Raw genomic sequence first — 14,584 nt, forward strand, 5'->3', positions numbered from 1 at the left:
TTAATTTTTCTCTTTATTGTTACTAATAAATGGCATACCAAGGGCTTTCAACAAAGCGTGAGCTTCCTCGTCGGTTTCTGCAGAGGTAACCAAAGTGATGTCCATACCGGAGATACGAGCCACCTTATCAATGCTTATCTCAGGGAAAATAATCTGCTCTTCTATCCCCAAAGTGTAGTTGCCCCTTCCGTCAAATCCTTTGTCAGAAATCCCTTTGAAATCCCTAACCCTAGGAAGTGCTATTGCTACCAGCCTATCCAAGAATTCGTACATCCTGTTACCCCGTAGGGTCACTTTAGCCCCAATTGGCATTCCTTCTCTCAATTTAAAGTTGGAAATGGAGTTCTTTGCCTTGGTAGCCACTGCTCTTTGTCCTGTGATGATGGAAAGTTCTTCCACCCCCTGGTCAACCAATTTCTTGTCCGCTACAGCTGCACCAATTCCTTTGTTGATCACAATTTTGGTCAACTTCGGTACCTGCATCACGGATTTATATTGGAATTTCTCCTTTAAGTCCGAAGATATTTCCTTTACAAATTTATCTTTTAATCTAGGATTAGCCATTGATCACCTCCCCAGTTTTTTTAGAATACCTAACTAACTTACCGTCGTCATTTTTCTTGCGGCCGATTTTGGTGGCTTCACCAGATTTAGGATCTACCAGCATCAGGTTGCTCACATGTATTGGGGCTTCCTTTTTCTGAATATCTCCTTGGGGCTTGTTGGCGGTGGGTTTCACATGTTTGGTGACAATGTTTAGCCCTTCCACTAATGCCCTTCTCTTTTTGAAGTCCACCGAAAGTACTTTACCCTTCTTGCCCTTTTCATCTCCTGAGATCACCATAACGGTGTCGTCAGTACGGATGTGCAGTTTTGGTTGCTTATTGAATTTTCTTTCCATTTCTTACAATACTTCAGGGGCCAGTGAAACAATCTTCATAAACTGCTTTTCTCTAAGTTCCCTTGCAACAGGTCCAAAGATCCGAGTACCCCGGGGTTCATCGTTGTTGTTAAGTAGCACCGCAGCGTTGTCTTCAAACCGGATATAGGAGCCATCTTTTCTTCTGATCTCCTTTCTTGTTCTCACGATAACCGCCTTGGAAACGGTTCCTTTTTTCATACTGCTGGAAGAAAGGGCTGACTTTACTGTAACTACTACTTTATCTCCTATGGAGGCATACCGTCTTCGGGTACCTCCCAATACACGGATGACAAGCACCTCTTTGGCACCTGAATTATCCGCGACACTCAATCTAGATTCTTGTTGTATCATGGTTACTTAGCCCTTTCAATAATTTCTACTAATCTCCAACGCTTTTGCTTACTCAGCGGACGAGTCTCACTGATCCTTACGAGGTCTCCCTCATTGGATTCATTCTTTTCGTCATGAGCCATAAATTTGGTAGTCTTACCCATAAACTTGCCATAGATGGAGTGTTTCACCCTTCTTTCTACAGCTACTGTAATGGATTTGTCCATCTTATTGCTAACTACCTTTCCTATTCTTTCCTTACGCAGGTTTCTTTCTGTAGCCATTTTAATCTTGTTTAGCCATTTGTTTTTGCGTCAAAAAAGTCTTCAACCTTGTGATGAGCTTTCTTGACTGCCTGATTCTATTAGGGTTCTCTATGGGAGAAATGGCATGAGCAAATCTCAGCTTGGTCAGATTTTCCTGCTCAGCAAGGATGCGTTCATTGATTTCGCTTTCCGTTAATGCTTTGATTTCAGAATTTTTCATCTCTGTGATTATCCGGCGTATTCTCTACGCACTGTGAATTTAGTACTGACAGGAAGTTTTTGCTGTGCCAATCTTAAGGCCTCCTGCGCAACCTCCATACTTACTCCTGTGGCTTCAAAAAGGATGGTCCCTGGCTTAATGACCGCAACCCAATATTCAGGGGCTCCTTTACCTTTACCCATACGTACCTCGGCAGGCTTTTTGGTGATGGGCTTGTCAGGAAAAATCCTGATCCAAACCTGTCCTTCCCTTTTCATTGCCCTTGTCATGGCAATACGTGCTGCCTCAATCTGACGGGAAGTGATCCATCCTGCTTCCAACGACTTGATGCCAAAGTTTCCAAATGCCAAGGTATGCCCACGTTGAGCTATACCTTTCACCCGGCCTTTCTGCATCTTTCTATATTTAGTTCTTCTTGGCTGTAACATGATTCCTCAATTTGGATGAAAATTAGTTGCTTCTCTTTCTTCTTTTCGGTCCGCCTTCTCTTCTTCTTCTGTTTCCAGCAGGAGCACCTCCTTTTGCGTCACCTATGGCACCGGCATTTGGGGAAAGGTCACGCTTACCATATACTTCTCCCTTGAATATCCATACCTTGATACCAATAATACCATAGATGGTATGTGCTTCAGAAATAGCATAATCCACATCTGCACGAATGGTGTGCAATGGGATCCTGCCTTCTTTATACATCTCGGACCGGGCCATTTCGGCGCCACCAAGCCTTCCAGAGAGCTTTACTTTTATACCTTCAGCACCCACTCGCATGGTAGCCGCGATAGACTGTTTCATCGCCCTACGGAAAGAGATCCTTGCCTCCAATTGCTGTGCAATGGATTCTCCTACCAATTTAGCATCCATCTCCGGGCGCTTGATCTCAAAAATATTGATCTGAACGTCCTTGTTGGTGATCTTTTTGAGCTCTTCTTTAAGTTTGTCCACTTCTGAACCGCCTTTTCCAATCACCACTCCGGGGCGAGCCGTTTGTATGGTCAATGTGATTCTTTTAAGGGTACGCTCTATGATTACCTTTGAAATCCCTCCTTTTGGGATTCGGGCATGTACATAATTCCGTATCTTTTGGTCTTCATACAGCTTGTCGGCAAAGTCCCTGCCGCCATACCAGTTAGAGTCCCAACCCTTAATGATACCAAGCCTTAAACCTATAGGGTTTACTTTTTGTCCCATACTCTAGTCTTCTTTTTCGTTTGATTCAACAACCTCAGCGGTAACTCCTTCACTGGCTGCTGCCACTATCAGGGTTACGTGATTTGATCTTTTGCGTATCCTATGTGCCCTACCCTGGGGTGCAGGCCTTAGGCGCTTAAGCATACGGCCCCCATCCACAAAGATGGTTTTAACATACAGATCCGCATCCTCCAGTTTCTCATCTGGGTTTTTTGCCTGCCAGTTTGCAATGGCTGAAAGCAAAAGCTTCTCTAACCGGATGGAACCATGGTTGGGAGTGAACTTAAGAATATTCAAGGCATGCCCTACTCTTTTTCCCCTGATTAAGTCGGCCACAAGCCGCATTTTCCGAGGAGAGGTAGGAACGTTTTTTAATTTTGCTACTGCTTCCATGATTATCTCTTACCTTTATCTTTTTTGGCGATGTGGCCCCTAAAATTCCGGGTTGGCGCAAATTCACCCAACTTATGGCCTACCATATTGTCGGTCACAAATACGGGGATGAACTTGTTGCCGTTATGTACAGCAAAAGTATGCCCCACGAAATCCGGAGAGATCATTGACCTCCTTGACCATGTTTTGATCACAGATTTTTTTCCGGATTCGTTCATGGCATCCACCTTCTTGGCTAAATGATGCTCTATATAAGGTCCTTTTTTTAACGAACGTGCCATAAATTATTTCTTTCTTCTGCTGATGATAAATTTGTTGGAGTACTTCTTACGGGACCTGGTTTTCTTACCTTTGGCAAGTAATCCATTTCTAGACCTGGGGTGACCTCCAGATGACCTACCTTCACCACCACCCATGGGGTGATCTACCGGGTTCATCGCGACTCCTCTTGTCCTGGGTCTTCTACCTAACCATCTGTTTCTGCCGGCTTTTCCTAAAACCACGTTCATGTGGTCTGAGTTTGATACCGTCCCGATGGTGGCTTTGCATGATCCCAATACCATTCTCATTTCACCAGAAGGAAGTTTTACGGTCACGTATTTACCTTCCCTTGCCACAATTTGTGCATATCCACCAGCACTTCTGGCCATAGCACCACCCTTACCGGGCTTGAGTTCAATGTTATGCACGATGGTACCTAATGGTATGTTTTTCATCTGCATGGCATTGCCCAATTCTGGTGGAACAATTTCCCCAGACACTATCTTTTGACCTACTTTTAGACCTTCAGGAGCTATGATGTAAGCCTTTGCGCCATCCACATAATAGAGTAATGCTAGCCTTGCAGTCCTGTTGGGATCATATTCTATGGCCTTCACTACAGCAGGCACATTATCTTTGTCCCGCTTGAAGTCCACTGTTCTCAGTCTTCTCTTATGTCCTCCGCCAATATACCTGGCGGTCATTTTTCCTGTATGGTTTCGTCCACCTGATTTCTTCAATGGTGCCAGCAAGCTTTTTTCCGGCTTTGACTTGGTGATCTCGTCAAAGGAAGGAGCTACCCTGAATCTGGTACCTGGAGTTACAGGTTTTAATTTTTTAACTGCCATGATTCTGATTCAATTAAATTTCTCCGTAAAAGTCGATTATCTCACCGTCCGCCACTTGCACAATGGCCTTCTTAAAGGCGTTGGTGTAACCGGAAACGATCTTGGTTTTTGTATATCTGGTCTTCTTCTTAGCGGCGTACTTCATGGTACGTACCGCAACCACTTTCACTCCGTACATATCCTCCACGGCCTTCTTGATCTGTGGCTTTTTGGCTCTTTTCTCTACGATAAAACCATACACGCCCCTCTCATTCATGGCCGATATTTTCTCCGTTATCAAAGGCTTTTTTAGTATTTCCATGGTTTACTTTGAAAATAGGGTTTCTAATTTACTAACAGCACCTTCGCAAAGCACCAAACTGTCTGCATGAAGCAATTCATAGGTGTTGAGATCGGACACTACCATCACCTTTGCCATGGGTACATTCCTGCTGGAAAGTACCACATTCCTGTTGACTTCCGGCATAAGCAATAAAGTCTTCTTGTCCGAAAGGGAAAGACTTGACAGTAGGTTGATGTAATTCTTGGTCTTTGGAGTGTCAAAGGACAGGTCTTCCAACACAAAAACATTGTTTTCTTTAACCTTATATGCCAAAGCAGATTTCCTTGCCAACTGTTTCAATTTCTTGTTCAGCTTGAAAGAATAATCCCTAGGGCGAGGGCCGAAAACCCTTCCTCCTCCTCTGAATATGGGGGATTTCAAAGAACCAGCCCTGGCGCCGCCAGTACCTTTTTGCTTTTTGATCTTTTTGGTGGATCCGACAATTTCTGCCCTTTCCTTCGCCTTGTGCGTACCTTGCCGACGATTGGCCATGTATTGCTTTACGTCCAAATAGATGGCATGGTCGTTGGGCGTGATGCCGAAGATATCGTCAGAAAGATTAATCTTCCTCCCGGTATCTTCACCGTTATTTTTTATGATTGATAATTCCATTTTCTTACTTCTCTAGGATCACAAAAGAATTTTTCGGCCCAGGTACAGACCCACTCACTAGGAGGAGGTTCTTCTCAGGGTAAATCTTTAACACTTTCAGGTTAAGGATTTTTACCCTGTCACCACCGGTCCTGCCTGCCATTCGCATGCCCTTGAAAACCCTGGAGGGCCAAGAACAGGCTCCTATGGAACCAGGGTGACGTTGACGGTTGTGCTGCCCGTGGGTTTGACCCCCTACGCCGCCAAATCCGTGACGCTTAACTACACCTTGAAAACCCTTTCCCTTGGAAGTACCAATGGCATCCACAAAATCACCTTCCTGGAATACCTGATCCGCAATGACGTCTTTGCCAAGGTCAACCTGGCCTTCAAACTCAATACGGAAATCCCTAAACTCAACAACTTTCTGCTTTGGCGTGGTTCCGGCCTTCTTGAAATGGCCAATCAACGGCTTAGGAGTATTTTTCTCCTTCCGCTCACCAAACGCCAACTGTACAGCGTTGTACCCGTCTGTGTCAACATTTTTTACTTGCGTCACTACGCAAGGACCAGCTTCTATTAGCGTGCATGCGACATTTCGTCCATCGGCACTGAAAATGCTAGTCATTCCTACTTTTCTACCTATTATTCCAGACATCTTCTGTTGTATAATACTCAATGATACACAGGCGTTTAGACGCTTGTGTCCTTTTAAAGGACTTCAAAGTTAGCAAATTACCCATACCTTGCAAAACCCAAGTTTAATATTTTCAATTAATTACTGGAAATTTATTTCGAATGCCTACCCCATTACCCCCATCCTTAAAAGGAAAGTTGGGTTTGTACGGTTTGAGCAAACGAAATTCTATTCCGTAACATCCTAAACTAGGCCTGACTCCAGATAAGAAAAGACCTGTGCCCAACAAAGGCACAGGTCTCTCTTCCCTATGAGAATTATAAGGTCAAACCTTTATTTCAACATCCACTCCACTAGGCAGTTCTATTTTCATTAATGCATCTACCGTCTTTGAACTATTGGAATAAATATCCACTAGCCTCTTGTAGGTGCAAAGTTGAAACTGCTCCCTGGATTTCTTGTTTACGTGAGGAGATCTCAATACCGTGAACTTCTCCTTTTTCGTTGGCAATGGAATGGGCCCCACCACCACGGCTCCCGTGGACTTCACGGCTTTTACGATTTTCTCTGATGACTTATCCACCAGGCTGTGATCGTAAGACTTAAGCTTTATTCTTATTTTCTGATTCATCTTCTACTGGAATTTATGCCTTTTCACCTTTTACCTTGGCAATGATGCCTTCAGCAATATTGTTAGGCACGGGATCATAATGTGAGAACGTCAAGGAAGCCGAAGCCCTTCCTGAAGAAATGGTTCGAAGGTCGGTCACGTAACCAAACAACTCCGATAAAGGTACAGAAGCTTTGATTACTGTGGCTGCACCCTTGGTGTCCATGCCCTTCATTAAGCCTCTTCTCCTATTAAGATCACCTGTAATAGGTCCTGTATATTCATCCGGAGTCACTACCTCTACAGCCATGATAGGCTCAAGTAGCTGGGGCTTACATTTTTTGGCTGCATCCTTAAATCCTATTCTTGCTGCCATTTCAAAGGACAGGGAATCGGAATCCACATCGTGGAAGGATCCATGGAAAAGCCTAACTTTCATTGCCTCAATTGGGTAGCCAGCCAAAGGCCCATTTTTCATGGCCTCGTTAAAACCTTTCTGGATGGCAGGGATGAATTCCTTAGGAATTACACCACCCACGATGCCATTCACGAAATCAAGACCCTGCTTAATTTCGTTGGTCTCTGGATCTGGTTCCTTAGGCCCGATCTCAAATACGATATCGGCGAATTTTCCTTTACCACCAGTCTGCTTCTTGTACACTTCTTTGTGTTCAACAGTAGCAAACAGGGCTTCTTTATAAGCCACCTGTGGGGCTCCTTGGTTTATTTCTACTTTGAATTCCCTTTTCAAACGATCAATGATGATCTCAAGGTGAAGTTCACCCATACCTCTCAGAATAACCTGACCGGTTTCATGGTCGGTGTTCACGTGAAGGGTGGGATCTTCTTCCACCAACTTGGAGATGGCCATACCCAACTTATCCACATCAGCCTGTGTCTTTGCCTCAATGGCATAACCGATCACCGGCTCTGGGAAGGTCATTTCCTCCAATACCACCTTATGTTTTTCATCACAAAGGGTATCTCCTGTCTTGATATCCTTAAATCCAACTCCTGCGCAAATGTCACCAGCTTCCACCCTGTCTATGGGGTTTTGTTTGTTGGAGTGCATCTGAAGCAATCGGGAAATTCTTTCTTTTTTACTGGTTCTTGTGTTAAACACATAAGATCCAGATTCCAGTTTTCCGGAATATACCCTCATAAATGCCAAGCGCCCAACGAAGGGGTCTGTAGCGATTTTAAAAGCCAAAGCGGCAAAGGGATCATCAGAATCCGCACTTCTGGAGACCTCATCTTCCGTATCCGGATCTGTACCTTTTACAGGAGGAAGGTCAAGTGGAGAAGGAAGGTAAGCGATTACGGCATCCAAAAGAGCCTGTACTCCTTTATTTTTGAAAGCAGATCCGCAAAGTACAGGGGAAAAATCCATATTGATTACTGCTTTACGGATAGCAGTCATCATTTCTTCCTTGGTAATGGAGTTCTCGTCCTCAAAGAACTTTTCCATTAATTCCTCATCATAGGAAGCCACCTGCTCCACCAAGCTTTGTCTATACTCAGAAACGGTCTCTTTGATGTCCTCGGGTATGTCAATCACCTTATAGGTCATCCCTTGGTCTTCCTCATTCCACACTATAGCCTGGTTGGTGATAAGATCCACTACCCCCTTAAAAGTTTCCTCCGCACCAATTGGAATTTGCAAAGGCACAGGGTTGGCTCCCAACTTATCCTTAATCTCTTTTACGGCGTTAAAAAAATCAGCACCAGCACGATCCATTTTGTTCACAAAGCAGATTCTTGGTACTTTATATTTGTCAGCCTGTCTCCAGACTGTTTCAGATTGGGGTTCAACCCCAGATACCGCACAAAAAAGCGCCACAGCACCGTCAAGTACCCTTAGGGAACGCTCCACCTCTACGGTAAAGTCCACGTGGCCGGGGGTGTCTATCAAGTTGATCTGATAATCTTTAGTATCGTCATTGGCAAGTCCCTGTATGGTAGGGTACTTCCATTTGGTGGTAGTGGCAGCCGAGGTAATGGTAATCCCTCTTTCCTGCTCCTGCTCCATCCAGTCCATGGTAGCCGCACCGTCATGCACTTCGCCTATTTTGTGAGAGATTCCTGTATAGTACAATATCCGCTCAGAAGTAGTCGTCTTTCCGGCATCAATGTGAGCCATGATGCCGATATTTCTTAGATACTTTAAGTCTTTCTTAGCCATTATATATTAAAATCTAAAATGCGAGAATGCTTTGTTGGCTTCAGCCATCCTATGTGTATCGTCCTTTCTCTTCACAGCGGCTCCCTCCCCTTTGGATGCAGCCATAATTTCACCTGCTAGCCTGTCCATCATGGTTTTTTCCCCTCTTTTTCTGGCAAAGGTGATCATCCACTTGATCCCCAAAGATACTTTTCTATCAGGCCTTACCTCCATGGGTACCTGGAATGTAGCTCCTCCAACCCTACGACTCTTTACCTCTACGGCTGGAGTAATATTGTTAAGCGCTTTTTTCCAAACCTCAAGACCATTCTCACCTACTTTTTCTTCTACTTTCTCTATGGCGTCGTAGAAAATTTTGTAGGCAATACTTTTCTTCCCATCTACCATAAGACAGTTCACAAACCTAGTCACCAAGGTATCGTTGAACTTGGGATCGGGAAGAATATACCTCTTTTTTGGTTTTGCTTTTCTCATTTCTTAGTTGTCGTTTTTAATGCTTATTTTTTGGCCGCCTTGGGTCGCTTAGCGCCATATTTAGACCTGCCTTGTTTCCGGTCTTTTACCCCGGCGGTGTCTAATGCACCCCTGATGATATGGTACCTTACTCCGGGAAGATCTTTCACCCTTCCACCCCGGATCAGCACGATGGAGTGCTCTTGTAAGTTGTGTCCCTCTCCTGGAATATAGGCGTTAACCTCTTTTCCATTGGTCAACCTCACTCTGGCCACCTTTCGCATGGCTGAGTTAGGCTTCTTAGGGGTAGTTGTGTACACCCTGGTACACACACCCCTGCGCTGAGGACACGCATCCAAGGCCCTTGATTTGGACTTGGTCTCTAGGGTGTTTCTACCTTTTCTAACTAACTGTTGTATAGTAGGCATTAACTGTTACAATTATTTTTCTGCTTTAAACTTTTATTTTTTGGACTGCAAAGGTAAACAAATCAATAAAACAAACAAAATTAAGGACTTATATTTTACTTGTAGTTCTGCATTATATCCTATCAAATATTTGGGAAGGACAGGCATATGGCTTTGGGATCAAACATTCCTTCGGCACCAACAAAAGCATCCTTAGGCCTCCCCATGGGACCCCCCAAAGTTCAGGGGAAATTGAGGCGGCTCTTGTCCATTTTCTATTTTCCCAAATGCCTTTTCGTATTTCTCAATATTGTCCTTCAGCGCCGCCAATAAACGCTTGGCATGATCAGGTGTCATGATAATTCGGGCCTTCACCTTGGCCTTGGGGATACCGGGCATAAGCCGGATAAAGTCGACTACAAATTCGGAATGGGAATGTGCAATCATGGCTAAATTGCTATAGGTACCCTCCGCAACCTCATCCGAAAGTTCCACATTAATCTGGTTTTGGTTACCCGCTGGCTTTTCTTTGTTGTCTTCCATCTTTATTTTCTTTAGGTTGAGATAAAAAAAGGCCTGCACAAAACATACAGGCCTTAATTATTCTTCATTATGCAATGATATTATTCCACTTTACTTTACGGCTTCCTTGGACCTCTTCACGCTAGCCTCCTTCTCTGCCGTTAGCAATTCGTATTCTTCCTTGGAACCTACGATCATCCTATTGAAAGGCCTTTGCCCTGTACCAGCAGGGATTAGGTGCCCTACAATAACGTTTTCTTTAAGCCCAAGCAATTCGTCACGCTTACCTCTGATGGCCGCCTCACTAAGCACTTTAGTGGTTTCCTGGAAGGAAGCCGCGGAGATGAAACTCTCTGTGCCTAGGGATGAAGCAGTGATCCCTTGTAGGGTAGGCTGAGAAACAGCTGCTTGAGCATCTCTTACCTGTACCACTTTAAGGTCCTTCCTTTTTAGGGATGAGTTTTCGTCCCTTAACCTTCTGGCAGTGATGATCATACCGGGTTTCAAGGTAGCTGATTCACCAGACTCCATGACCACCTTCTTATCCAGTATCATGTCGTTTTCTTCCCTGAAAGCCCATTTATCCACAATTTGGTTTTGAAGGAAACCAGTATCTCCGGCATCCAAAATCTCCACCTTCTGCATCATTTGGCTAACAATAACCTCAATGTGCTTGTCATTGATTTTCACACCTTGCAGTCGGTATACTTCCTGAATCTCATTCACGAGATATTCCTGAACCGCAGTGGGCCCTTTGATGTTTAGGATATCATTCGGGGTAATAGCCCCATCAGATAAAGGCTCACCGGCCCGGATAAAGTCATTCTCCTGCACAAGAATATGCTTGGAAAGGGAAACCATATATCGCTTCCTTACGCCATCCTTAGACTCGATAAAGATTTCTCTGTTACCACGTTTGATACCTCCATAACTTACCACACCGTCAATTTCAGAAACCACGGCAGGGTTTGATGGGTTTCTCGCTTCAAAGAGTTCGGTTACCCTTGGCAAACCTCCAGTAATATCTCTGGTTTTACCCACAGACCTTGGAATTTTCACCAGTACCTGACCTGCTTTCACTTCATCCTTTTCTTCTACAGAAAGGTGGGCTCCCACTGGAATATTATAAGCTTTTGACTCATCCCCATAATTCACTACTACCGCAGGGTTTTTGGTCTTATCCTTGGTGTCAATGATTACTTTTTCGCGATAGCCCGTCTGGTCATCAGCAACCTCCTTATAAGTCACACCTTCTATGATAGACTCAAAGGAAACCTTACCGTCAAACTCGGACAGGATAACGGCATTGTAGGGATCCCAAGTACAGAGGGATTCTCCCTTGGCAATCTTCTGCCCATCCTTCACATTCAATACCGCACCGTAAGGAACGTGGTTGGAAACAAGGGTTTTTCCGGATTTCAAGTCATTAATCTTGATTTCACCGGACCTACCCATCACTATTGCAACATCCTCTCCGTCCTTATTGGTGGTATGGATCCATCGAAGTTCTTCTTCAAATTCCACCATACCATCAAATTTGGCATTGATGCTGGCCTCTACGGAAATATTGGAAGCAGTACCTCCTACGTGGAAGGTTCTTAGGGTAAGCTGTGTACCCGGCTCTCCAATGGATTGAGCAGCAATTACACCCACTGACTCGCCCACTTGTACTATTCTTCCAGTTGAAAGGTTCCTGCCATAACATTTGGCACAGACACCCCTCCTAGTTTCACAAGTAAGTACAGAACGAATCTCTATTTCTTCTACAGCCGACTCATCAATCTTTTTCGCAAGAGCGTCATTGATTTCCTCGCCGGAACTGATGATGATTTCTTCGGAGATGGGATCAATTACATCGTGTACTGCAATTCTTCCTACCACCCGTTCAGAAAGGGGTTCTACAATTTCATCGTTATCTTTCAAGGCTTGTACCACCAATCCCCTAAGGGTTCCGCAGTCTTCCTCGGAAATGATCATATCCTGGGCGACGTCTACCAATCTTCTGGTGAGATAACCCGCATCCGCAGTTTTCAGGGCTGTATCCGCAAGACCTTTTCTAGCACCGTGCGTGGAAATGAAATACTCCAATACGTCCAATCCTTCCTTAAAGTTGGATAGGATTGGGTTTTCGATAATTTCACCAACAGAACCCTGGAGGTTTTTCTGTGGCTTGGCCATCAGTCCTCTCATCCCTCCAAGCTGTCGAATCTGCTCCCTAGAACCCCTAGCTCCAGAGTGCATCATCATGAAAATCGCGTTGAACCCTTGGTTGTCCTCCTCCATTTTCCTCATCAGGATATTGGTAAGGTTGGAGTTGGTTCGCGTCCAAATATCAATTACTTGGTTGTACCTTTCATTGTCGGTGATCAATCCCATCAGATAATTGTTCCAAACTTGATCCACATCAGTCTTGGCCTTGTCTATAAGGGTATCCTTCTCCACAGGGATGATAACATCATCCAATCCCATGGATAGTCCACCCTGGTAAGCCATTTGGAACCCAAGTTCCTTGATGTCGTCCAGGAAGTGAGCTGTCCTTGATATACCACAGATTTTAACTACATCAGCAATGATCTGTTGAAGCTTTTTCTTGGTGAGGAGCTCATTTACAAAACCCACCTCTAAGGGCACGTATTGGTTGAAAATCAACCTTCCTGCAACTGTTTCTATAATTTTATGCGCCAACTCTCCATTCTCATCCCGTACTATTACCTTACATTTGATGTGGGCATGCTTGGATATCCTGCCTTCATTCAATGCAATGAGTACTTCTTCTTCTCCATAGAAGGTCATTCCTTCCCCTTCGACTGGGTCTTCGGGAGTGGAATGCTTACCCTTGGTCACATAATAAAGCCCCAATACCATGTCTTGAGAAGGAACAGTAATAGGTGCCCCATTAGCGGGGTTTAGGATATTGTGAGAGGAAAGCATTAGCGTAGCTGCCTCCATGATCGCATCGTGTCCCAAGGGCACGTGCACGGCCATTTGGTCACCATCAAAATCGGCGTTGAATGCGGTACACACCAAGGGGTGCAACTGTATGGCCTTTCCTTCTATAAGCTTGGGTTGGAAAGCCTGGATACCCAGCCTGTGCAGTGTAGGCGCCCTGTTAAGCAAAACAGGGTGACCTTTCAGTACATTTTCCAAAATGTCCCAAACAACGGGATCCTTACGATCCACAATTTTTTTGGCGGATTTTACGGTTTTCACGATTCCCCTTTCAATCAATTTCCTGATGATAAAGGGTTTGAAAAGTTCCGCCGCCATATTCTTTGGCAGGCCACATTCGTGTAACTTTAACTCCGGGCCAACCACGATCACAGAACGGCCTGAATAATCCACCCGCTTACCTAGTAAGTTTTGACGGAACCTTCCTTGCTTACCTTTCAGCATATCAGAAAGTGACTTAAGGGCTCTGTTACCATCAGACCTTACAGCGTTTACCTTCCTGGAGTTGTCAAACAAGGAGTCTACTGCTTCCTGAAGCATACGCTTCTCATTTCTGAGTATTACCTCAGGAGCTTTAATATCTATAAGTCTCTTCAGCCTGTTGTTACGGATGATCACCCTTCTGTACAGGTCATTAAGGTCAGAGGTAGCAAACCTGCCCCCGTCCAGGGGCACCAAGGGTCGCAATTCCGGTGGAATAACGGGTACCATCCTTACAATCATCCATTCAGGGCGGTTTTCTATCCTAGTTCTAGCATCACGGAACGCTTCCACAACCTTGAGCCTTTTCAATGCCTCGGCCTTCCTTTGCTGGGAAGTGTCAGTGGCAGCCTGGTGCCTTAGGCTATAGGAAAGATCATCTAAATCCAACCTTGCCAACAGCATCTCCAATGCCTCTGCACCCATTTTAGCTATAAACTTATTTGGGTCATCATCATCAAGAGTTTGGTTCTCTTTTGGAAGCTTATCCATGATGTCCAAATACTCGTCTTCGGTAAGGAAATCCAAATATTGTAATCCATCCTCTCCTTTAAGACCAGCTTGGATGACTACGTATCGTTCATAATAGACTATTTGGTCCAGCTTTTTGGTAGGCAGCCCTAACAGGTAGCCTATCTTATTTGGCAAGGACTTGAAGTACCAGATATGCGCCACGGGAACCACCAACTCTATGTGCCCCATTCTCTCGCGCCTTACCTTCTTTTCGGTTACTTCCACCCCACAACGGTCGCAAATAATCCCTTTATATCTAATGCGCTTGTATTTCCCACAATGACATTCCCAGTCCTTTACCGGACCGAAAATCCTCTCACAAAACAACCCCCCCATTTCTGGTTTGTATGTTCTGTAGTTGATGGTTTCCGGCTGGGTAACTTCACCATGCGAACTGTCCAATATGGACTCAGGTGAAGCCAAACTAATGGTGACCCTGGAAAAGTCGTTATTTAGCTTTTTATTTTTTCTGAACGCCATAAGCTATTTG

The 14,584-nt window shown here is 44.7% G+C and carries 19 protein-coding genes; all 19 read right to left on the reverse strand.

Features of this window, described 5'->3' with window-relative positions; all coding sequences use genetic code 11:
- Positions 1 to 564, reverse strand: a complete 564-nt coding sequence (gene rplE, locus DB520_RS19325) for a 50S ribosomal protein L5 (protein WP_114751428.1) — start codon at positions 562 to 564, stop codon at positions 1 to 3.
- Complete coding sequence (gene rplX, locus DB520_RS19330; protein ID WP_114751429.1) at positions 557 to 901, reverse strand: 50S ribosomal protein L24; 345 nt, start codon at positions 899 to 901, stop codon at positions 557 to 559. The genes rplE and rplX overlap by 8 nt, the downstream gene beginning before the upstream one ends.
- A 3-nt stretch (positions 902 to 904) precedes the next feature.
- Positions 905 to 1,273, reverse strand: coding sequence for a 50S ribosomal protein L14 (rplN, locus tag DB520_RS19335; RefSeq protein WP_114751430.1), 369 nt, complete (start codon positions 1,271 to 1,273; stop codon positions 905 to 907).
- 2 nt (positions 1,274 to 1,275) lie between these two features.
- The gene (rpsQ, locus tag DB520_RS19340; protein WP_114751431.1) at positions 1,276 to 1,536 is read right to left on the reverse strand and encodes a 30S ribosomal protein S17; all 261 of its coding nucleotides are present in this window, start codon (positions 1,534 to 1,536) and stop codon (positions 1,276 to 1,278) included.
- 1 nt (position 1,537) lies between these two features.
- Entirely contained in the window at positions 1,538 to 1,738 is a 201-nt protein-coding gene (gene rpmC / locus DB520_RS19345; RefSeq protein WP_114751432.1) for a 50S ribosomal protein L29, read from the reverse strand.
- Positions 1,739 to 1,746: 8 nt separating this feature from the next.
- Positions 1,747 to 2,166, reverse strand: a complete 420-nt coding sequence (gene rplP / locus DB520_RS19350; protein ID WP_114751433.1) for a 50S ribosomal protein L16 — start codon at positions 2,164 to 2,166, stop codon at positions 1,747 to 1,749.
- 22 nt (positions 2,167 to 2,188) lie between these two features.
- Positions 2,189 to 2,926, reverse strand: coding sequence for a 30S ribosomal protein S3 (gene rpsC, locus DB520_RS19355; protein ID WP_114751434.1), 738 nt, complete (start codon positions 2,924 to 2,926; stop codon positions 2,189 to 2,191).
- A gap of 3 nt (positions 2,927 to 2,929) precedes the next feature.
- Positions 2,930 to 3,319, reverse strand: a complete 390-nt coding sequence (gene rplV, locus DB520_RS19360) for a 50S ribosomal protein L22 (RefSeq protein ID WP_114751435.1) — start codon at positions 3,317 to 3,319, stop codon at positions 2,930 to 2,932.
- Between the two features lie 2 nt (positions 3,320 to 3,321).
- Entirely contained in the window at positions 3,322 to 3,600 is a 279-nt protein-coding gene (gene rpsS / locus DB520_RS19365) for a 30S ribosomal protein S19 (RefSeq protein WP_106566639.1), read from the reverse strand.
- A gap of 3 nt (positions 3,601 to 3,603) precedes the next feature.
- Positions 3,604 to 4,428, reverse strand: a complete 825-nt coding sequence (gene rplB, locus DB520_RS19370; protein ID WP_114751436.1) for a 50S ribosomal protein L2 — start codon at positions 4,426 to 4,428, stop codon at positions 3,604 to 3,606.
- A 13-nt stretch (positions 4,429 to 4,441) separates the two neighbouring features.
- On the reverse strand, positions 4,442 to 4,729 hold the full coding sequence (rplW, locus tag DB520_RS19375; RefSeq protein WP_114751437.1) for a 50S ribosomal protein L23: 288 nt from the start codon (positions 4,727 to 4,729) through the stop codon (positions 4,442 to 4,444).
- Positions 4,730 to 4,732: 3 nt separating this feature from the next.
- Positions 4,733 to 5,362: a 50S ribosomal protein L4 gene (gene rplD, locus DB520_RS19380; RefSeq protein WP_114751438.1), complete on the reverse strand. Its 630-nt coding sequence runs from the start codon at positions 5,360 to 5,362 to the stop codon at positions 4,733 to 4,735.
- A 4-nt stretch (positions 5,363 to 5,366) separates the two neighbouring features.
- Positions 5,367 to 5,999, reverse strand: coding sequence for a 50S ribosomal protein L3 (gene rplC / locus DB520_RS19385; protein WP_114751595.1), 633 nt, complete (start codon positions 5,997 to 5,999; stop codon positions 5,367 to 5,369).
- A gap of 304 nt (positions 6,000 to 6,303) precedes the next feature.
- Positions 6,304 to 6,609 (reverse strand): 30S ribosomal protein S10, encoded by a 306-nt coding sequence (gene rpsJ, locus DB520_RS19390; RefSeq protein ID WP_010856297.1) that lies wholly within the window; start codon positions 6,607 to 6,609, stop codon positions 6,304 to 6,306.
- A 13-nt stretch (positions 6,610 to 6,622) separates the two neighbouring features.
- Complete coding sequence (fusA, locus tag DB520_RS19395; RefSeq protein WP_114751439.1) at positions 6,623 to 8,770, reverse strand: elongation factor G; 2,148 nt, start codon at positions 8,768 to 8,770, stop codon at positions 6,623 to 6,625.
- Between the two features lie 6 nt (positions 8,771 to 8,776).
- A complete protein-coding gene (gene rpsG, locus DB520_RS19400) occupies positions 8,777 to 9,244 on the reverse strand; it encodes a 30S ribosomal protein S7 (protein ID WP_114751440.1) in 468 nt (155 codons plus the stop codon).
- A gap of 23 nt (positions 9,245 to 9,267) precedes the next feature.
- A complete protein-coding gene (gene rpsL / locus DB520_RS19405) occupies positions 9,268 to 9,651 on the reverse strand; it encodes a 30S ribosomal protein S12 (protein WP_114751441.1) in 384 nt (127 codons plus the stop codon).
- 192 nt (positions 9,652 to 9,843) lie between these two features.
- Positions 9,844 to 10,173, reverse strand: a complete 330-nt coding sequence (locus DB520_RS19410; protein WP_114751442.1) for a DUF3467 domain-containing protein — start codon at positions 10,171 to 10,173, stop codon at positions 9,844 to 9,846.
- A gap of 90 nt (positions 10,174 to 10,263) precedes the next feature.
- A complete protein-coding gene (gene rpoC / locus DB520_RS19415; protein WP_114751443.1) occupies positions 10,264 to 14,574 on the reverse strand; it encodes a DNA-directed RNA polymerase subunit beta' in 4,311 nt (1,436 codons plus the stop codon).
- Positions 14,575 to 14,584: the final 10 nt, after the last annotated feature.

This window comes from Pleomorphovibrio marinus, assembly GCF_003347495.1.
Lineage (GTDB): Bacteria > Bacteroidota > Bacteroidia > Cytophagales > Cyclobacteriaceae > Pleomorphovibrio > Pleomorphovibrio marinus.